This is a genomic window from Bifidobacterium merycicum DSM 6492, assembly GCF_900129045.1.
In the GTDB taxonomy this organism is placed as follows: domain Bacteria; phylum Actinomycetota; class Actinomycetes; order Actinomycetales; family Bifidobacteriaceae; genus Bifidobacterium; species Bifidobacterium merycicum.
On sequence record NZ_FQTX01000001.1, the window covers coordinates 269,841 to 289,116 of the forward strand.

Consider the following 19,276-nt stretch of genomic DNA (forward strand, 5'->3'; position numbering starts at 1 on the left):
AAGTCGTTTATTTGCCCAGCTGTTTACCCTACAACCCGGCCGGACGGGCATCCAGCTCGCGGCGCACGATCGTCGCGTCGCCGGGCCAGGGGACGGCCTTGCCGTTGATGATGTTGCGCCGTTCATGGCCTTTGCCGATCACCAGAACGATGTTGAACCGGTCCGCATGTTCGCGAGCCTCGCCGATCGCGGTGGTGATGGCCTGATCGCGGTCGACGATGATTTGCGTCCGCGCATCATCCGTCACATACGAGGCCATCTGTTCGCAGATCGCCTGCGGATCCTCGAAATTCGGATCGTCTGTCGTGAAGATATACGATTCCGCTTGGCCGAGCGCACCCTTGACGATGCCCTCACGCCGGTCGATGGCCTTGCCCCCGGTGGAACCGGCGACCACGGTGATATGCGGGTCGCGCTCGCCATACACGCGCACCATCTCATCCACCAGCGCCTTGGTGGACAGGTAATTATGCGCGAAATCCACGAATACCAGCAGATTCTCGCCGCCCGTGAACCGTTCCATATGACCGGGAACCTGCACGGATTCGATGGCCTTCATGGCATCGCTGTCGAACGGTACGCCGATATTGACAGCCAGCGCGATGGCGGCCGCGGCGTTGAGGAAGTTGAATTCGCCGAGCATATCGAGGGTGAACGCGCGCGTCTCGCCATCGCAGGAGACAGTGATGCCGGTTTTCGTCCCCTCGGTGGGGGAGACGGTGAGATCGGCGGGCGTGCGCTCGCCGGCGGCTTCGTCGTGAAGCGCGAACGAGAACACCGGCACATTGTTCGCGGCGGCGTCCTCGCGCAGCAGATCGGCGTGATCGCAGTCCGCGCCGAGCACGAACCAGCGGCTGTGGGCGATGATCTGCCGCTTGCAATGCAGATAATCCTCGAACGTCGGATGTTCGATGGGACTGATGTGATCGGGGGAGATGTTGAGGAACGCCCCGGCATCGAAGGTCAGATCGTAGACGCGGTTGACCTTGTACGCCTGCGAGCTGACTTCCATGACGAAATATTCCATGCCGTTATCCACGGCTTCGCGCATCATGTGTGCCAGATCCAACGACACCGGTGTGGTGAGCTTGGAAGGGATCCAGGTGTTGCCGTCCAGGCAGCAGGCGATGGAACTGGTGATCGCGGCACGCCCGTGCGAATACGCGTTGAGGATCGCGTGGGTGAAATAGTTGGTGGTGGTTTTGCCCTTGGTGCCGGTGATGCCCACCATCTTCAATTGCCTGTCGGGGCGCCCGTAGAATTCAAACGACAACAGGGCCATGGCCTTCGGCGCGTCCTCGACGATGAGCCCGACCGCCGATGTACGATCCGAAAACTCGGTTTCGGATACGTAGACGGCCAAGCCCCGCTCGTCGATCCCGTCCATGAACTCGGGTTTGAACCGGCCTTTGACGAACAGCAGCGATCCGGGCGTGACCTCACGGGTGTCGTAGGTGATCGCGGGAATCGGCGTATCCGCTCCGGGAAGACCCGCCGTGTTGACGGTCCAGCGTTCGGGCGTGATGATTTCACGGAGCAGATGATGCTGCTTGAGCAGTTCGACCGCACTGGTCAGGGTGAACGATGCGTTCGTGAATGCCATAGGGGGAATGCTTCGACTTTCCTTCGGGAAACAGAATCCCCACCATCGTACCCCAGTGTCTATCGCAGCAGACGCTCCACTACACAATCATCACCTTCGTACGGCACATGCTTGTTGAGATCCTTAATCCAACGCTCGTGCCCTTTGCCGATGATTAGTACCACGTCGAGGCGGTCGGCGTCGCTGCGCGCCTTTTCCACAGCGGATTCGATGGCTTTGGTGCGGTCGATGATCGTGCTGGACTTCACCCGGTCGTTGGTGATGCAATTCGCCATATCGCGGCAGATATCCTCATACGGTTCGGTGTCGGTGTCTTCGGCGGTGAACACGAAACGCATGATGCGGTCCTGCGCGGCCTGGACGATGCCTTCGCGGCGATCAAGTGCCTTGTTGCCAGCCGAACCGGTGACCAAGGTGATGCCCGGATTCTCCTCGCCGTACCGCACGTCGACATAGTCGAGCAGTTTGACCACGGAATCGTAGTTGTGCGCGTAATCGACGATGACGACGGTGTTCGCGCCCTCGTCGTAATACTGCATCATGCGGCCGGGCACCTTGGTGTGTTCCATGGCATGCATCGCCTCGCTGTCGACGGGCACACCCGCGGCATGCGCGATCGCGACGGCCGCCAATGCGTTCCGATAGTTGAAATCGCCGTCCAAATCAAGTGTGTACTCGCCCAGATCCACGCCGTCCACACGCATATGGTAGGCGCGGTGCGTGCAGTCGACCGCCCAGGCGCAGGTGGCGGGAAGATCCTCCAAATGCTCCGGATCGTAATGATCCTCCAAATTGTCGAATACCGAGAACTCGCTGACCGGCACGTTATGCGCGGCGGCATCCTCGCGCAACAGGTTGATATGCTTGCAGCCGGAGCCGAGCACGAGCTTGCGGCAGTTGGCGATGAGCTGGCGTTTGCAATACAGGTAATCCTCAAGCGTTGGATGCTCGATGGGACTGATATGGTCCGGGGTGATGTTGAGGAACGCGCCCACGTCGAACGTGAACCCGTACACGCGTTGCACCTTGTATGCCTGCGAGCTGACCTCCATCACCAGGTACGTCATGCCGTTATCCACGGCTTCGCGCATCATGCGCAGCGCGTCGAACGATTCGGGCGTGGTGAGATCCGATTCGGCGTAGGCGTGGCCGTCAAGACAGTTGTCCACGGAGGAGAACAAGGCGCAGCGCCCGCCGCTGTAAGCGTTGAGGATGGCCTGCGTGAAATAGGCCGTGGTGGTTTTGCCCTTGGTGCCGGTGATGCCCACCAGCGTGAGCTCGCGTTCCGGATGATCGTAGAATTCGGCAGCGAGCAGGCTCAGCGCCTTGCGCGCATCGTTGACGATGAGGCCGGGGCGATCGGTGCGCTCCGACAAATCGGTTTCCGCAACATAGGCGGCGAGCCCCTTCTCCGCCGTGCCGTCAAGAAATTCCGGCTTGAATCTGCCCTTGCAGACCAGCAGCGTGCCGGGGGCGATCTCGCGTGTGTCATACGAGAGTTTTTCAAAAGGCGTGTCCGCACCATCGATACCCGAGGCGTCGAGTTGCCAGACGTCGCCATGAACCACCTCTCTCAGAAGATTATGCTGTGAGAGAAGCGATGCGGCGGAAGCCAGTGTCAGCGTCATGTTGGGTCCTTTCCCAAGTTTTTCCCGACCCCCCATTGTGCTGAGCGATCCTGACAAAAAAACTGGGGATTACAATGGTGTTCGTGACGAATGATGACGGCGAAACTCTGACGCAGAAGCGGGAACGCTTCGAACGGCTCGTCATGCCCGCAGTCAACGCGCTGTATCGTCAGGCGATGAAGCTGACCAATAACCCGGATGACGCGCAGGACCTGGTGCAAGACACCTTCGAACGAGGATTCAAGGCCTTCGACTCCTTCAAGCAGGGCACGAACTTCGAAGCATGGATGACCACCATCGAACGCAACGCCTACTTCAACCAATACGCCAAAGCCAAGCGCCGTCCGCAACGCGCCAACGATTCCTCCGGCGAATACGATGATTGGGATATCTACTCCGCTTCGGAACACTCCTCGGACGGGCTCAAATCGGCCGAAGAGGAATATCTGGACGCGTTCGCGCCCGAAGAGATCATGGCCGCGCTCGCGAAGCTGTCGCCGGAACGCCGGCAGGTGTTCATCGACGCCGCGATCGACGGCAAATCATACAGTCAGGTGGCTGAGGAACAAGGGGTGAAAATCGGTACGGTGATGAGCCGTTTGAATCGTGCCCGCACCCAGCTCAAACATGAGCTGGCAGCCTACGCGAAGGAGCGTGGGTACCTTGACCGCAAGACCGGCGGGCCGAAGGGTTCACTATGCGCAAAGACCAGTGACAATCCGCGGTCGGACAACGATAATACGAATAAATAGGAGAGAGAACTATCATGTGTTGTTGTTGCGAATCGCCCCAGCGAAGCGAAACGTCAGGCGACATGCCGAGCGACAGGCGGACAACCGTCTCCGCCGTTTCTGCTACATCTGCCGTTTCTGCTGCCTCTGCCGCCATCGAACGGCATATTTCCATCACCCGCGCCGGTGCGGATGGTGTGGTGGGACATACGGAAGTGCATATCACCACTACCACCACTACTGCCGCAACGGGTGAGTACTTCGATCCGTCATCCTGCTGCGATGTGCATGAGCGCGCGATGATCGCCACGCTGCGCAGCTATCTGCGGCCGGAGGTGGCGCCCGCCTGTCTGATGGCACGGTTGAAAGCCACGCTGGACCACTGCTGCGAGGAGGAGCGCGAATAGGGGTTGTTGTGAGGCTGGGGTTGACGGTTGCCGTGTTCGGAGTCGACGGTTGTCGTGTTTGATCGGACGCGATGGAACAGGTGCATCGAGTCGAAGCATTGAACCGTTGAACCGTTGAATCGCCGGGCCACCAGACCATCAAACCTCGAACCGTGCCTGACCGAACGACCGAACCAGTCAAGCTGGGCCGCTGAAATCCTCGGATAAAGCATCAGATAAAACGAAACCCTCCCGAACCGGAAGATTCGGGAGGGTTTCTACGTCTATTCGACAGGATCAGGCGTTCGGGCGCTTGCCGTGGTTGGCGGCCTTCTTACGACGATCCTTGCGCTTACGTCCACGCATGCCCATGATTGGACTCCTTTTCAGTAATAAAAATAAGCCTTAGGCATTATGCCATGACCGAAAGACCTTGGCAAATACCCGTTTCATTATCCAGCCATGGTACGACTGTCGATGCGGGCGCGCCACGACTGTGATACGGCTGGTGAAGCCTGCGAATCAGGCCAGTTCCGCGCCGAGATAGATTGCGGTGGTGCTGGTTTCGCCCGGCTTGATGACGATAAGCCCGTTACCGGTGTTGAATGCGTTTGCGTAGGCGGTCTGCGGTTCCACGGCGGTGCCGGCTGGGTGTTTCTCGGCGGGGAAGCCGGTGCCAGTGCACACCTGGAAGGACGTGATGGTCTCGTCGCCGCCCACGGTGATGGTCAGGCCGTCCGGGCGGGTGAACGTGGCGGTGACCTTGCCGTCCGCGTCATGTTCGACATCCGTCCAGGCATCATCGAACGGCTGGTTGGTCAGCAGCGTCGGCTTGCGCAGATCGTACTTGGTGCCGTCAACCGGCTCGGTGCCGGTCGGGATGAGGTTCTCGTTCACGGTGACGTGCGTCTTCGCCGGAACCTGCAGCGTGCACTGCGCGTTATGGCCGTCGATCTCGTCGCCGTAGCCGTTGAAGCCGTTGTCCAGCCACGGGTGGAGCGCCAGAGCCCACGGGGCGTCGATATCGCCATTGTTGGTGGCGCTGATGGTGACCTTCATGCCGTCCTCGGTGAGTTCGTGCGTTGCGGTCACCGTGACGTCGAAGGGGTAGCCCAGCAAGTACGGCACGCGCCAGGACTGGATGACGGAGGTTTCGGTGAGTGATTCGAGCTTCCAGAACGAGCGGTAGCCGTAGCCGTGGATGGCGTTGTTGCGGTCATGCTCGTCGATGGGCAGCTCGTAGGTGACGCCTTCGAAGGTGTAGGTGCCGGCTTCGATGCGGTTCGGGAATGGAACGAGCATCTGTCCTTGGCAGCAGGTGACCGGGTCGTCGGGGCCGAGCGGGACGATGATGTTGCGGCCACGGTACGTGAGCTTGCGCAGGGTTCCGCCCAGTTCGGTGACGACGGCCTTCCAATCGCCGTATGCAATCGAGTACTGCTGGCCGGTACGCGGGGAAAGATGCTGTGTCATTGTTCACACTCCCATAGTGTTCGATGTATCTGATGTTCTGATACGCAACGGTTGGAATAGTGGGCTTGTTACCGTTAACAGCCGTTGCCGTCACTATCTAGTGTAGCGCGGTGGGCCGGTGCCGATGTCGTTCTAGTAAAAACTGCGGCGGTACTGATGGTGGTTGGCGCTTAGCGTAGGCAGACGGTGATGGTATCTCCATTTGGATACGCTCGAGGTTCGTCAGCGTTGCCGGTCGGCGGTGTCGTCTCCGAATCGCTGCGCTGAGGGTCTGTCAGCGTTGCTGAACCGTGGTGCCGTCTCCATTTGCCTACGCTGAGGAGCTATCAGCATGGCCAGACGGTGATACCGTCTCCGAATCGCTACGCTCGGGGTTCACTAGTGTAGACAAACGGTGGTGTCTTCTCCAAGCGCCTACGCTGGGGTCTTGCCGGCATAGCTAAACGGTGATCTCGTCACCAAATCACTACCTCAAGTTCGCGTGGTGCTGTGCACGGCAAAGGGTTTACGGCTATGCTTGGTGGGGTTGTTTTTGAGACGAAAGGCGGATGATATGGGCAAGCGCATTATTCTGGCCGATCCACGCGGTTTCTGCGCCGGCGTGGACAGGGCGATATTGACGGTGCAGACCATTCTGAAATCCGTTCCGCAAGATGGCGAACATGGTGATTTGCCGCCGGTGTACGTGCGTCGTCAGATCGTGCACAATCGTCATGTGGTCGAGGAGTTGGCTTCGCAAGGCGCGGTGTTCGTCGAAGAACTTGATGAGATCCCTGATGCTGCGGCCGAGGCGAATGTGCCGGTGGTGTTTTCCGCGCACGGCGTGTCGCCACAGGTCAAAGCCGAAGCGCAGCGTCGCGGTCTGAATGTGATCGACGCGACGTGCCCGCTGGTGGGCAAGGTGCATCGTGAGGTGCTTCGTTTCGTGCGCGAAGGATATGAAATCGTGTACATCGGTCATCTCGGCCATGACGAGGCGGTCGGAGTGGTAGGGGAAAGCCCCGAGCATGTCCATCTGATCGAACACGAAGGCGATGTGGCGGAGCTTGATTTTTCGCCGGAAACTAAACTGGTGCTGCTCACGCAGACCACGTTGAGTGTGGATGAGACGGCGGATACGATTGCCGCGTTGCGGAAGCGGTTCCCGTGGATCGAGATGCCTCCCAGCTCTGATATCTGTTATGCGACTTCCAACCGTCAGGCGGCGGTCAAGCTGGTTGCAGAGAAATCCGATTGCGTGGTGATCGTGGGGTCCGCCAATTCCTCGAATTCCGTGCGGCTCATGGAAGTGGGGCAGGAGGGGCTTGACGCTCGTTTTGCAGCGGAGGATGCGCCGGCGCGAAATGGGGCATGCGGGTTGGCGCATCGTGTGGATGATGCGAGCGAGCTTGATCCCGCGTGGTTCGATGGCGTTGAAGTGGTCGGCGTTTCCTCGGGCGCGTCGGTTCCGGAAATGTACGTGGAAGGCGTGGTCGAGGCGCTGCGTGGCATGGGGTATACGGATATGGAATCCGTGGAAACCACCAAGGAGAACATGCATTTCGTACTGCCCGCGGAGTTGCGCCGTCAGACTGTCCGTTGATATGTGGATATGCCCCGTGCTTGGTTGCTGCGGACTGCGATAAGCCGTGATGAGTGGTTCTCGGTATGGCTTCCCAGCGTAGTCATCTGGCGAAGCTATCCCCGTATCTGCGCTTTCAGCCCCTCAGCGCAGTGATTCGGGTAGGTCGTTCCCGTTTGGCTACGTTGACGGGTTCTCAGCGTAGGTATCTGGAGAAGACGCCACCGTCTGTCTACGCTGACACGACCTCAGCGTAGACAAGTGGAGGTGGCGACCCGGTTTAGCTACGCTGGGAGTGGCTCAGCGTAGCCAAACAGGGAAAGCACCTCCGTTTGTCCACACTGGACGGATGATCTATCACCAAGTACCAATCGGTGCGGTAATACCATCCAACACTTTCAACAGGTCGTATGGGTTCAATCCCACGGAGAACCCGCGCTTGCCGCCGGACAGCAGAATCTCGTCGAATTGCAACGCGCTCTCATCCAACACGGTCTTATGCTTCGTGCGCTGCCCCAACGGTGAAATGCCTCCAACCACATATCCCGATTCACGCATGGCGACCTTCGGATCGGCCATCGCCGCCTTCTTCGCGCCGACCGCCGCCGCCAAGGCCTTCAGATCCATATGACCGCTTACGGGCACGACGCCCACCACGCGTTCCGAACCGGTGTCGGCCATCAGCGTCTTGAAGACCTGATGCTCGTCGAAACCGAGTTTCTTCGCGGCTTCAATGCCATACCCGTCATCCATGTGATCGTTCGAATGCTCGTACTCGTAGGTCTTGAACTCCACGCCTGCCTGTTCCAGTTGCACGGTCGCGGGAGTGGAGCCTGCGCCCTTCTCACGTTTTTTCTTGCTCATGGTGCCTCATCATAGAACCCCGCGTGACCGATTCGGGAATCGAGCACGAAAGAAGCCGGGAAAAGGAAAAGAAACAAAGAAGCGGAAGGGGATGAAGAACGGCGGGAAAAAGAATAAAGGAAGCGGGAGGGGATGAAGAACGGGGAGGAGAAGGAAAAGAATCAAGGAAACGGAAGGGGATGAAGAACGGGGAGGAGAAGGAAAGGAAGAGGTGAGAAGAGACAGGAAGGAAGAAGAAAGAGAAGAAATGGGGAGAGAAAGAGCGGAAGAGCGGGAAGCACAGGGACACGCCGCAGTTAGGTCTTCCAACCATGTCTCCGTAACAACCATGTCTCCGTACACAGTCGAGTTTCCGTAACAACCACAACCATGCCCCGTAATACGAAAAGCCCCCGCCGAAGTGGGCGGGGGCTTTCCATCGAGACCGTCAGAGTCGTATATCAGACGGTCTCCTTATGACTCGTTGCGGATCACTCCGCGTCGGTTCACTCGGAGATCTCGGCGAAGTACAGCAGGGTACGGATCATGTTGGAGGTGAAGCCGTACTCGTTGTCGTAGAAGGAGACGGTGCGAGCCAGGGTCACGCCGTCAACGGTGTTAACGTCGGTCTGGGTCGGATCGAACACGCCACCGTGGGTGTCGCCCAGGATGTCGGAGGACACGATGCCCTCGTCGTTGTAGCCGTAGTACTCGCAGTCAGCGAAGGCTTCCTTGAAGGCCTCGTTGATCTCGTCGGCGGTGGTCTCCTTGTTCAGGACAGTGGTCAGCTCGGTGACGGAGCCGTCCGGGACCTGGATACGCTGGGCGTGCCCCTGCAGCTTGCCGTTCACGGACGGAACGACCTTGCCGATGGCCTTGGCAGCGCCGGTGGAGTGGGCGATGGTGTTGATGGCGGCAGCGCGCAGGTTGCGGCCGGTCTTGGTGCCACGCGGGCCGTCCAGCAGCATCTGGGTGCCGGTGTAGGCGTGGATGGTGGTCATGAAGCCAGCCTTGATGCCGAACTTCTCGTCCAGCAGCTTGACCATGGCGGCCATGGAGTTGGTGGTGCAGGAGCCGGCGGAGACGATCACGTCGGAAGCCTTCAGGATGTCGTGGTTCACGCCGAACACGACAGTCGGGGTGGTGTCATCCTTGGCCGGGGCGGAGATCAGGACCTTCTTGGCACCAGCGTTGATGTGAGCCTGGGACTTCTCAGCGGAGGTGTAGAAACCGGTGCACTCGAGCACGTACTCGACACTGTCGTTCTTGACCCACGGGATGTTGTTGGCGTCCTTCTCGGCGTAGACCTTGTATTCCTTGCCGTCGACGATGATGGAATCCTCGGTGGCCTTGACGTCGACCGGGGTGCCGTCGTCGTGGCGGAAGGTGCCGTGGGTGCTGTCGTACTTCAGCAGGTAGGCGAGAGTTGCCGGGGTGGTCAGATCGTTGATGGCGGCAACTTCGATGTCGCCGGCCTGGCCGCCACGAGCCTGCAGCTCGAAGATGCGGCGGAAGGCGAGACGACCGATACGACCGAAGCCGTTGATACCAATCTTAACTGTCATGTAATTCTCCCTTTGGGAAGGCGTGACATGCCGTTGCGCATGCCGCGCCATGGTTTTACCAACGTCTCCACTCTAATGCCTTACCTGTACTTCAGGCAATGAAAACGTGCGCATTTTCGTTTCGCGGCGCGTGTTGTCTCGATGGCGTTCCGCCGACGTTCCCTAGCCGTCCGCGCATGTTCACACGATGTCGGCACGGTGCGTCGGCATCATGCGTCTTCATCGCGTTCCGTCGTGCAACGCCGACGACACCGAAGTGTCGAGCGCACCCAGATCGCCGGTGAAGCTGTGCCGTCTCGTCACGACGGGAATCGGCGCCTCGACGGGGAAAGTGACGATGAGCGTACCGTGGGCGACGGCGATTCGAGCCGGATTGCCGTGCAGGAATTCGTTGCTGACGCCGTTGACGTGGATGCTGCTCATGGTGGCGTCGGTCAGTTCGTATTTGAGTCCGGTCTCATTCACGCCGGTGGAAATGTCGGAATGGGAGAACACGGACACCATGCGTCCGGGGCGCACGCGGTTTTCGGGGAATGCGAGTTCGCCGTCGCAGATGGCGGTGATGATCGTGCCATCGCCATGCAGGAAACCGGTGCCGCCACGCTGGGCGAGCAGTGCGGTGAGCTGGATGTTCGAGATCGTGTGGTCGACGCGTCCGCCGAGCGCACCATATATATGGAATGTGCTTGCGCCGTGCGACCAGCCGATTTTCAGCGCGGACAGCATGTCGGGGTCGTCTTTTTCCGGGGGGAGCGCGATCGTACGGTCGCCGGTGCGCGGCATCCGTCCGTTCAGCGAGTCGAAATCGCCTACGATCACGTCGGCGTCGATGCCGAGTGCGCGTGTATGGTCGAGTCCGCCGTCGGCTGCCACCACGAACGCTCCGTTCGGCACGATCGGCGTTTCGTCGTAGTATTCTCCGGCTCCGAAAATCACGCATGTCGTTGCGTCAGTCATGCTCATCATGCTCACATAGTCTAATCAGCCGGTGTGTCGAGGTGATGGTGTGGTCTGGGCCGACGGCGGCGTATCAGGAGGAATGGGGGGGTAAACGGGAGTAAGCGTGTCGTTTCGGCACAGGTTTGATACAAAAGCTTTGCTAGTGTGGGGTCTGAATTTTCAGGATGAAAGGTTGAGGCAGCATCTATGTGTGGAATCGCCGGATTCGTCAACGACATGCCCATTGACACCAAGTGCCCGATACTGCGGAAAATGACCGATATCATCGCACATCGCGGACCAGATAGTGAAGGGCATTATATTGACGAGCATGTAGCCTTGGGACACCGTCGACTGAGCATCATCGATCTGGGTGGAGGCCAGCAGCCGATCTATAACGAGGATGGCAACCTCATCATCACCTTCAACGGCGAGATCTACAACTATCAGCCGCTGCGCGAACAGCTGATCGAAGCCGGTCACACCTTCACCACCCGAAGCGACACCGAGGTGCTGCTGCACGGGTACGAACAGTGGGGCGTCGACCTGCTGCAGAAGATCCGCGGCATGTTCACCTTCGTGATTTGGGATAAGACCAAGCGCGAGCTGTTTGGCGCACGCGACCATTTCGGCATCAAGCCGTTCTACTACGCCAAGATGAACGGCACGTTCATGTACGCCTCGGAGATCAAGAGCCTGCTGCAGCACCCCGATTTCGTCAAGGAGCTCAACAAGGAGGCTCTTAAGCCGTATATGACCTTCCAGTACCCGGCCATCGGCGAAACCTTCTTCAAGGGAGTGTTCAAGCTGCCGGAAGGACATTACTTCACCTACCGCGACGGCGAGATGAGCATCCACCGGTATTACGATGAGAACTTCCGCGAATCGAACACCAAGCTGGAGCCTCTGGTCGATGCCATCGACCGGACCGTCTGCGATTCCGTCAAAGCCCATCAGATCGCGGACGTCGAGGTCGGATCGTTCCTGTCCAGCGGCGTGGATTCCAGCTACGTGGCGGCGGTCGCGCGTCCGCAGCACACGTATTCCATCGGCTTCGGCAAGGGGACGTACAACGAATCCCAGCAGGCTGGTGAACTTGCCAAACTCATCGATCTGAACAACACCGCCGAGGCGTTGACCGACGAGGAGGCGTTCTCCGCATTCCCGCGCATCCAGTGGCATTTGGACGAGCCGGATTCCAACCCGAGCTGCGTGCCGCTGTATTTCCTGTCGGCATTGGCGGCGAAGGACGTCAAGGTCGTGCTCAGCGGCGAGGGCGCCGACGAATTGTTCGCCGGATACATCGATTACGGCGTGCACACCAAGTTCAAGCCGATCAAGGTGCTGACGCGTTGGCTCAGCCATCTGCCCGCAGGCGCCCGCCATACCATCGCGAAGTGGTGCAAGGGCAAGACGTTCCATGGCGCATGGCATATGTATGCGAATCTTTCGCCCGCCGAGGAGAACTTCATCGGCCAGGCCAGGGTGTTCGACGAGTCCGAATCCGACAAGCTGCTTAAGCCTGAATACCGCAAGGCTCCCAGCGTGCGGAGCATCGTCGGCAAGACCTATGCCCGTGTGGAGGGCAAGGGGCTGAGCGAGCTTAAGAAGAAGCAGTACCTCGACATGCATCAGTGGATGCCCGGCGACATTCTGCTCAAGGCCGACAAGATGACCATGGCCCATTCCCTGGAGTTGCGCGTGCCGCTGCTCGACAAGGAGCTTATGGCCGTGGCCGAGCAGGTGCCGACCAAGTATCTGATCACCGACGAGAACACGAAGTACGCCTTCCGTCAGGCCGCGGGCCGTCATCTTCCGAAGGAATGGTACGACCGTGAGAAGCTCGGCTTCCCGGTGCCCATCAAGAAGTGGCTGCGCGAGGAGAAGTTCTACAAGTACGTGCGTTCCGTATTCGAACGTGATTACGTGTCCGAGTTCTTCGATCAGGATGCCCTGCTTCGGATGATCGACGACAATTATGCCGGCAAGACCGACGACCGCCGCAAGATCTGGACCGTGTACTCGTTCCTCACGTGGTACGACGTGTACTTCGTGCACGATGGTTCCAAGCCGGACATCATCACCATCGCATGAAAAGCATGGCGAGAGCCCGTGCCGCGAAGCGTGCGGCGGCAGTAGTGTTAGCGATGGCGACCTGTGTGCCGGTGGGCGGCTGCACCATCGAGATCAAAGGCGGCAAGCGTGCGTCGCTTAACGGCAAGGCGCTCGATCTTACGGACGGCAAATGGCATACCGGCAGCAACGGGTATGGCGGCAGTGACAGTTCCAGCTACCGGTATGTGACATTGAAGACTCCGGACGGGGAGAAGCATTGCGTCGTGTTCCGTGACAGCGGTGGCGCAGGCGGCATGAACTGCTGGGATAAGCAGCCCGAGAGCAAAGGCGACACGAAATAGCGCCCTGTCAGGGTGCCATACGGGCCGCTCGTGAGTGCCGGAAGCCCGCCTGACACGCGGGGAGCCGTTTGTCAAGACCGGTGGTACACTAAACGATTGGCTTGAGAAATCAAGAAAGCGGGGCGACCCCACCTGGGAACCTTTCAGGGTTTCGGGTTCAAGGCAGTTTCCTCATGCGTTGCGCATGGAAGAGAAACATGAGGCCGATGATTCGTTCGTGTGATTATGAACGGGTGTTCGGCGTGCCGTGAAACCGATGCTGTGATTCCAAGGTGAGCCTCGTGAAGGAATACAGAGGATTGGAGTCATCATCAGCGACGAACCACGCATTAACGACGAGATTCGCGTCTCGCAGGTGCGCCTGATCGGCCCTAAGGGCGAGCAGGTGGGCGTTATCGCGACCTCGGTCGCACTGAACCTTGCGAAGGAAGCGAACCTCGATCTCGTCGAGGTGGCGCCCAATGCAAAGCCTCCGGTTGCCAAGCTCATCGATTACGGCAAGTACAAGTACAACGAGAAGATCAAGGCTCGTGAAGCTCGCCGCAATCAGAACACCGCAGAAGTCAAGGAAATCCGCTTCCGTTTGAAGATCGATGACCATGACTTCGATGTGAAGAAGGGTCATGTCACCCGCTTCCTCAACGGCGGCGACAAGGTCAAGGTCACCATCATGCTGCGTGGCCGCGAACAGTCCCGTCCGATCGGCGGCGTCGAGCTGCTGCAGCGTCTCGCCGCGGAAGTGGAGGAGAGCGGCACCATCGAGTCCCAGCCGAAGCAGGAAGGCCGCAACATCATCATGGTGCTTGCGCCTAAGGGCAAGAAGGTGCACACCCAGTCCGAGCAGCGCCGTCGCGGTGCGGAATCCCGCGCCGAACGTCAGGCTCGCCAGGCCGCTCGTCTCGCCGCGAAGCAGGAGGCACAGGCCCAGGCGGCAGCTGAGGCGCAGGCCTCGATTTCTAAGACTTCCAGCAAGAAGCACACCAACAAGGAGGGCAGCAATGCCGAAGATGAAAAGTAATTCCGCCGCTTCCAAGCGTGTCCGTCGTACCGGTACGGGCAAGCTGATGCAGGCCGGCAGCGCCATGCGCCACAACCTTGAGCACAAGTCCGCTCGCAAGCGCCGTGCGCTGAAGGCCGATCAGGTTCTCGCGGGTCCGCAGACCAAGAAGCTCAACCGCATGCTGAGCAAGTGAGACAACTCTTTTAGGATTTTATAAGAAAGCGAAGGAATAAATATGGCACGTGTGAAGCGCGCAGTCAATGCCCACAAGAAGCGTCGCGTCGTTCTCGAAAGGGCCTCCGGCTACCGTGGCCAGCGTTCCCGCCTGTACCGCAAGGCCAAGGAACAGCTGCTCCACTCCTTTAACTACAACTTCCGCGACCGTAAGGCTCGCAAGGGCGACTTCCGCAAGCTGTGGATCCAGCGCATCAACGCCGCCGTCCGCGCTGAAGGCATCACCTACAACCGCTTCATCCAGGGCCTCAAGCTGGCTGGCATCGAACTGGATCGCCGCGCCCTCGCCGAGCTCGCCGTGAGCGACCCGGAGACCTTCAAGGCCATCGTCGCCGAAGCCAAGAAGGCTCTGCCGGCCGACGTGAACGCTCCGGTCAACGCCTGAGATTCATTGGAATCGCACTTCCGATTGCGAGAGGCGATCGGATGAGGAGCGAAGCCGCATAGGCTGCATCGAACCCCGCCATATGGCGGGGTTTTGTTTTCTTCGCGTGATTCATGCGGTCCTGTGCAATTGCGTATGATGCCGTGCGCATTTTGCTCATCATGCCGCGCGTCCTCCCGGAATCCCCGCCCGGCACGCGCATACAATGGTCGGCATGGATAGGACCGACGCCATCGCACGCTTGCAAACGCAATTCATCGCACACATCGATGTGGAACGTGGACTTTCGAAGGCGACGGTCGCGGCATACACTTCCGATCTCGACCGGTACCGCGCATGGCTGAACAAGCGCGGCATCACCGATCCGAACGCCATCACCAAACAGCATGTCGAGGATTACGTCGCGTATCTGGATGCCAATGGCGCGAGTGCCCGTTCCAAGGCCCGCAACCTCGCCTCCATCCACGAATTCCACCGCTTCGCGCTCAGTGCGCATGCCGTGACCGATGACGTATCGGCCACGGTCAAGGCACCGAAGGGTGCGAGCACGCTGCCTGACGTGTTGACTGTCGATGAGGTGGCGAAATTACTGGATTGCATGCTCGTGCCGGCTCCCGGATGCGTGATGGATGCGCCGGACGCCGTGCTGTTGCGCGACAAGGCGTTACTGGAGTTCATGTATGCCACCGGATGCCGCGTTTCGGAGGCGGTCGGTGTCGACTTGAACGATATCGACTTGGACGAGCGCGTGGCCAGGGTGACGGGTAAGGGGGCGAAGCAGCGCTTGGTGCCGGTGGGTGATTGTGCTTGCGCGGCGATAGCACGATACCTGCGTGAGGGGCGGCCGATACTGGAAGGTTGCGTGAAAAGCGGGGAGCCCGAGCGCAGGGCGGTGTTCCTGAACAAGCGCGGGCGGCGCATGTCACGCCAGTCGGTATGGGAAGTGGTGAACCAGGCCGGGCAGCGGGCGCATATCGGCAAGCCGTTGCACCCGCATACGTTGCGCCACTCCTTCGCCACGCATCTCATCCAGGGCGGTGCCGATGTGCGTACCGTGCAGGAGCTGCTCGGGCATGCGAGCGTCACCACCACGCAGATTTACACGCATGTGAGCCCGGAGAATCTCATCGAAACCTATCTCACTGCGCATCCGCGTGCACGGTGACGTGTTCCGGTGCATCGGCGTATGGCGACGTAATGTAGACGGTGAGTGTGATCGGTATGTGGCAGGTGTTGCGTGCATCACGCGAACCGCCGATGAACACGCCGGGAAGTCATGCGTGAAGCGGCGTTGTTCCAAGGGGTGCCCGATTTCCCCGACGAATGTCGCGGGTTTGGTAGAGTGGAGGCTATGCCTACGGATTTGCTTGGACGCGACTATGAGACCTTCCCCGCTCCCGAGCCGCTGGAACACCACGGCCCGGCACGGGTCATCGCTATGTGCAATCAGAAGGGTGGCGTCGGCAAAACCACCAGTTCCATCAACATCGCCGGTGCGCTGAGCCAATTCGGCCGCCGTTGCCTGATCGTCGATTTCGATCCCCAAGGCGCCGCGACCGTCGGCCTTGGCATCAACGCCAACACCGTGGAGAACACGATCTACACCGCGCTGTTCACCCCGGACATCGACCCGCATGAGGTCGTGCAGCATACGAAATTCGAGAATCTTGACGTCATCCCCGCCAATATCGACCTGTCCGCTGCGGAAGTGCAGCTGGTCACCGAGGTCGGACGCGAGCAGATGCTCGCCAGCGTGCTGCGTCCGCTGAAGGACGAATACGATGTCATCATCATCGACTGTCAGCCGTCCCTCGGCCTGCTCACGGTGAACGCATTGACCGCCGCCGACGGCGTCATCATTCCCGTGGCCGCCGAATTCTTCGCCCTGCGTGGCGTGGCATTGCTCATGCAGTCCATCAAGAAGGTGCAGAGCCGTATCAACCCGAGCCTTGAGGTGTACGGCGTGCTGGTGACCATGTTCACCAAGACCCTGCATTGCGAGGAGGTCATGCAGCGCATCTACGAGGCGTTCCAGGAGAAGGTATTCCACACCGTGATCTCCCGTTCCATCAAACTGCCGGATTCCACCGTGGCCGCCGCGCCGATCACGTTCTACGCCCCCGGGCACAAGACCAGCAAGGAATACCGTGAAGTGGCACGCGAGCTTGTGGCGGAGGGCATCGTCGCCTGATCGCCGATTGCTGGTTGCTGATCGTTAGCTGCTGATTGTCCGGCCGCTGCCCGCGCAGGTGGGGTGGCGGCCGATTGTTATGCAAGTCTCGGTTATGCGAGTCTCGGAGGACACCAGGTATTGGCTGCAGGGGCTTGCTATTGATGCGCGTCTTTCGGGTGCTTTCTCGGGCGGGTGCATACGGCGGAGATGCTTGGATGATGCCTATGCGGTCGTTTCTTGAAGAGCCGTGTGTTGGGGTAGCGGAGGACTAATCTGTTCGCTGGCTATGTACGACGATTGACGGAAGGGTGTGCCGTGAACGTAGCGCAGGATGGGCAGGCGTCGCAGGTCTCGAAGGCTCCCGAGGATTCGGGTGTTTCGGCTGATACAGGAGGTTTCTTCAACCTTCCCGTCGTCACGTTGATCGCATTGAGCTTTGCTCTGGGCATGAGCGAATTCATCATGGTCGGCATCCTGCCGGATATCGCGGCGGGATTGAAGGTCTCGGAGGTGACGGTCGGCAACCTGGTATCGCTGTTCGCGCTCGTCTATGCGCCCGTCACGCCGCTCGGCTCGGCATTATCCGCCAGATTCCCGCGTTTTGCCACGCATCTGACACTCGTCGCCGTGTTCCTCGTGGGCAACGTGATGTGCGCGTTCGCCCCGAACTATACGGTGCTGCTCATCGCCCGCATCGTCATCGCACTCGTATCCGGCACGCTGGTCGCCATCGCCATGACCTATGCGCCGGACGTCACTGTCGAACGGTACCGCACGAAGTTCATCGCCTGGGTGTTCTCCGGCTTCTCCATCGCATCCGTGGCCGGCGTGCCGGTGGGCACGTGGGTGGCCGGCGTGTTCGGCTGGCGTTGGGCGTTCCTGCTGGTGTGCGCCATCACCATCGTGCTCATGGTGCTGATGGTCACCGTACTGCCGCGTAATAGCCATATCGTCAGGATCGGGTTCCTGCCGCAGTTCAGGCTGTTCCTCGACCGGCGCATCCAACTCGGTGTGGCGGATGTGATGTTCGGTGCCGCCGCAAGCTACGTGTTCTACACGTATCTGACGCCGATCATGCGCGATGAAATGCATGTGCCGGAACGGTTCCTGAGCATCGGCCTGGTGGTGTTCGGTGCGGCGTGCCTGTGGAGCAACCTGTATGGTGGCAAGCTTGCCGACCGCGGTAGGGGAGTGGAACCGCTGACGCATATCCGACCCATCTACTGCGTGCATACGCTGCTGCTCGCCTCGCTGATCCTCGTGCATTGGGTGCCGGCGTACGGCGTGCCGTTGCTTGTGGTGCTCGGCATGTTCATGTACCTGCAGAATTCCGCGTCGCAGGTGCTGTACATGGACGTCGCCGCGCAATCGCACCCTGGGTCGCTTAATCTGGCGGCATCGTTGAATTCCATGTCGTTCAACATCGGTATCGCGCTCGGCTCGGCGGTCGGCGGTCTGGTCAACGATCATCTCGGACTGATGTGGCTTGGCCCGGTCGGCGCGGTGTTCACATTGCTCGCCGTCGGCACGACCACGCTGCTGCGTCCGTTCGTGGCGAAGGACCGCGGATTCTACGAAAGATCGGGGAAGTGACTTCGAGTGCCCGGCGTGCCGCTCACTGGAACGGCTGCCATGGCGTCTCGTCGGCCGGTGTCACGTTCACGCCGGAGGTGACCAGGCAATCCAACGCCTTGGCATTGTTCGTCAGACCATTGTGATCGGATACGAGGTCCTTCTCCAACTGTTCGACGGTGTAGCTTTTCGGCTTGACGTTCTCCCGGCGCAAACAGTCGACGGCGACGGCGCTGCTGTTCGTTGAAAGGGTCGGATTGCCGATCTGCAGTTTGTACACCGTGTCGATGTTCGTGATATGCAGCTGGTCGCATGTCACAAGATCCTCGCTGAGCTTGCTGGTCTGCTCCCGGGTGGCCTTGGAGGTGTCGTATGAGGGGAGCGCGTATACGCCGCTGGAATACCGTTGCAATTCCGGCACCGAATAGCCTTTGTCGACGATGCACTGCCTGTAATCCGACCATGCGCGTTCATAATCCGACCGGGAGACCTTGCCATCGTTCTGCACGGCCCGTTCCAAAGCGGAACGTTGCTGGTCGGACATGGTGCCCTTGTCGGCATCAAGCAGGCTTTGGATGTAATCCTTTAGGGTCGGCGCGATCTTTGCACCGTTGTTCTGCGTGCTCGCCGAAGATGATGAGGAAGCCGAGGAATCGGATTGGGAGGCGCCGCCCGGAGCGCCGCACCCCGCGCAGCCTGTGAGGGCCACGCTGATGCAGAGCGCGAAGGCTGCCGTGCGATGCATATGTCTGATGCTCATGATGAT

Annotated in this window: 19 protein-coding genes; 11 read left to right on the top strand and 8 right to left on the bottom strand. The window is 59.7% G+C overall.

What is annotated here, in order from left to right; genetic code table 11:
* Positions 1–28: 28 nt before the first annotated feature.
* Both BUB29_RS01080 and BUB29_RS01085 read right to left on the bottom strand, forming a co-directional pair.
* Positions 29–1,603, bottom strand: coding sequence for a UDP-N-acetylmuramoyl-L-alanyl-D-glutamate--2,6-diaminopimelate ligase (locus BUB29_RS01080; RefSeq protein ID WP_034249665.1), 1,575 nt, complete (start codon positions 1,601–1,603; stop codon positions 29–31).
* A gap of 59 nt (positions 1,604–1,662) precedes the next feature.
* Positions 1,663–3,231: a UDP-N-acetylmuramoyl-L-alanyl-D-glutamate--2,6-diaminopimelate ligase gene (locus BUB29_RS01085; RefSeq protein ID WP_034249669.1), complete on the bottom strand. Its 1,569-nt coding sequence runs from the start codon at positions 3,229–3,231 to the stop codon at positions 1,663–1,665.
* A 74-nt stretch (positions 3,232–3,305) separates the two neighbouring features.
* Here BUB29_RS01085 and BUB29_RS01090 point away from each other — a divergent pair, with 74 nt between their 5' ends.
* Both BUB29_RS01090 and BUB29_RS01095 read left to right on the top strand, forming a co-directional pair.
* Entirely contained in the window at positions 3,306–3,983 is a 678-nt protein-coding gene (locus BUB29_RS01090) for a sigma-70 family RNA polymerase sigma factor (protein ID WP_033523634.1), read from the top strand.
* A 62-nt stretch (positions 3,984–4,045) separates the two neighbouring features.
* Positions 4,046–4,369 (top strand): hypothetical protein, encoded by a 324-nt coding sequence (locus BUB29_RS01095; protein WP_234945668.1) that lies wholly within the window; start codon positions 4,046–4,048, stop codon positions 4,367–4,369.
* A 276-nt stretch (positions 4,370–4,645) separates the two neighbouring features.
* Here the strand turns inward: BUB29_RS01095 and BUB29_RS10270 are convergent, their stop codons facing one another.
* On the bottom strand, positions 4,646–4,720 hold the full coding sequence (locus BUB29_RS10270) for a 50S ribosomal protein bL37 (protein WP_003817083.1): 75 nt from the start codon (positions 4,718–4,720) through the stop codon (positions 4,646–4,648).
* Positions 4,721–4,870: 150 nt separating this feature from the next.
* A complete protein-coding gene (locus BUB29_RS01100; protein WP_033523635.1) occupies positions 4,871–5,821 on the bottom strand; it encodes an aldose 1-epimerase family protein in 951 nt (316 codons plus the stop codon).
* Positions 5,822–6,374: 553 nt separating this feature from the next.
* On the opposite strand from BUB29_RS01100, the gene BUB29_RS01105 reads away from it, so the two are divergent.
* Positions 6,375–7,403, top strand: a complete 1,029-nt coding sequence (locus BUB29_RS01105) for a 4-hydroxy-3-methylbut-2-enyl diphosphate reductase (protein ID WP_033523636.1) — start codon at positions 6,375–6,377, stop codon at positions 7,401–7,403.
* Positions 7,404–7,739: 336 nt separating this feature from the next.
* Here the strand turns inward: BUB29_RS01105 and ybaK are convergent, their stop codons facing one another.
* The 3 genes from ybaK to BUB29_RS01120 form a co-directional block, all read right to left on the bottom strand.
* Positions 7,740–8,246: a Cys-tRNA(Pro) deacylase gene (gene ybaK, locus BUB29_RS01110; RefSeq protein ID WP_033523637.1), complete on the bottom strand. Its 507-nt coding sequence runs from the start codon at positions 8,244–8,246 to the stop codon at positions 7,740–7,742.
* 485 nt (positions 8,247–8,731) lie between these two features.
* Positions 8,732–9,790 carry a type I glyceraldehyde-3-phosphate dehydrogenase gene (gene gap / locus BUB29_RS01115; protein ID WP_033523638.1) on the bottom strand — a complete coding sequence of 353 codons (1,059 nt, stop codon included), beginning with the start codon at positions 9,788–9,790 and terminating at the stop codon, positions 8,732–8,734.
* A gap of 219 nt (positions 9,791–10,009) precedes the next feature.
* The gene (locus tag BUB29_RS01120; protein ID WP_033523680.1) at positions 10,010–10,753 is read right to left on the bottom strand and encodes a thiamine diphosphokinase; all 744 of its coding nucleotides are present in this window, start codon (positions 10,751–10,753) and stop codon (positions 10,010–10,012) included.
* Between the two features lie 183 nt (positions 10,754–10,936).
* Here BUB29_RS01120 and asnB point away from each other — a divergent pair, with 183 nt between their 5' ends.
* The 8 genes from asnB to BUB29_RS01160 all read left to right on the top strand — a co-directional run bounded on the left by asnB (position 10,937) and on the right by BUB29_RS01160 (position 18,531).
* Entirely contained in the window at positions 10,937–12,823 is a 1,887-nt protein-coding gene (asnB, locus tag BUB29_RS01125; RefSeq protein WP_033523639.1) for an asparagine synthase (glutamine-hydrolyzing), read from the top strand.
* Between the two features lie 5 nt (positions 12,824–12,828).
* Positions 12,829–13,146 (top strand): hypothetical protein, encoded by a 318-nt coding sequence (locus tag BUB29_RS01130; protein WP_143155112.1) that lies wholly within the window; start codon positions 12,829–12,831, stop codon positions 13,144–13,146.
* A 289-nt stretch (positions 13,147–13,435) separates the two neighbouring features.
* Positions 13,436–14,164 (top strand): translation initiation factor IF-3, encoded by a 729-nt coding sequence (infC, locus tag BUB29_RS01135; RefSeq protein WP_073117541.1) that lies wholly within the window; start codon positions 13,436–13,438, stop codon positions 14,162–14,164.
* Positions 14,145–14,339, top strand: coding sequence for a 50S ribosomal protein L35 (gene rpmI, locus BUB29_RS01140; protein WP_033523642.1), 195 nt, complete (start codon positions 14,145–14,147; stop codon positions 14,337–14,339). Before infC ends, rpmI begins: the two co-directional genes overlap by 20 nt.
* Before the next feature lie 42 nt (positions 14,340–14,381).
* On the top strand, positions 14,382–14,765 hold the full coding sequence (rplT, locus tag BUB29_RS01145; RefSeq protein WP_033523643.1) for a 50S ribosomal protein L20: 384 nt from the start codon (positions 14,382–14,384) through the stop codon (positions 14,763–14,765).
* 214 nt (positions 14,766–14,979) lie between these two features.
* A complete protein-coding gene (gene xerD, locus BUB29_RS01150) occupies positions 14,980–15,930 on the top strand; it encodes a site-specific tyrosine recombinase XerD (protein WP_033523683.1) in 951 nt (316 codons plus the stop codon).
* A gap of 186 nt (positions 15,931–16,116) precedes the next feature.
* A complete protein-coding gene (locus BUB29_RS01155; protein WP_033523644.1) occupies positions 16,117–16,956 on the top strand; it encodes a ParA family protein in 840 nt (279 codons plus the stop codon).
* 402 nt (positions 16,957–17,358) lie between these two features.
* The gene (locus BUB29_RS01160; RefSeq protein ID WP_051915080.1) at positions 17,359–18,531 is read left to right on the top strand and encodes an MFS transporter; all 1,173 of its coding nucleotides are present in this window, start codon (positions 17,359–17,361) and stop codon (positions 18,529–18,531) included.
* A gap of 22 nt (positions 18,532–18,553) precedes the next feature.
* Here BUB29_RS01160 and BUB29_RS01165 read toward each other — a convergent pair whose 3' ends face one another.
* A complete protein-coding gene (locus BUB29_RS01165) occupies positions 18,554–19,270 on the bottom strand; it encodes a hypothetical protein (protein WP_033523646.1) in 717 nt (238 codons plus the stop codon).
* Positions 19,271–19,276: the final 6 nt, after the last annotated feature.